Here is a 407-nt window from a genome sequence, read left to right as displayed (position 1 = left end):
ATCGTGTTCGGCGGCGCCTCCCAGATGATCCTGACSCAACTSTGGGCGGCSGGCACGCCGGCGSTGSTGATCGCCKTSACCGTSGCSATGGTCAACCTGCGCCAYGCGCTSTAYTCGGCCACGATCGCCCCGTCGCTGGCACCGCTGCCGCGCCGCTGGAAGGCGCTGGTGGCCTACCTGCTGACCGACGAGGCCTTCGCCGCCATGACGCGCCGCCTGGGCGATACCGGCGAGCGGGCGCGCTACCGCCACTGGTTCTACTTCGGCGCCGGCTTCTCGCTGTGGTCGAGCTGGCAGCTCTCCACGCTGGCCGGCGTGCTGGTCGGCGCGCAGGTGCCGCAGGACTGGCCGCTCGATTTCTTCCTGCCGCTGACCTTCATCGCCATCATCGTGCCGAACCTCAAGCA

1 protein-coding gene is annotated in these 407 nt (G+C 69.4%); it reads left to right on the top strand.

All coding sequences use genetic code 11. The features are described 5' to 3' along the window. Positions 1 to 24 precede the first annotated feature (24 nt). Positions 25 to 407, top strand: a 383-nt coding sequence (locus AB4Z35_RS30875) for an AzlC family ABC transporter permease (protein WP_442101282.1), incomplete at its 3' end; no start/stop codon positions are given.

Source organism: Pseudomonas sp. KB_15 (genome assembly GCF_052114525.1).
Lineage (GTDB): Bacteria > Pseudomonadota > Gammaproteobacteria > Pseudomonadales > Pseudomonadaceae > Aquipseudomonas.
The sequence above is the reverse complement of the archived record's forward strand: the minus strand, read 5'-3'. Positions and strand labels throughout refer to the sequence as shown.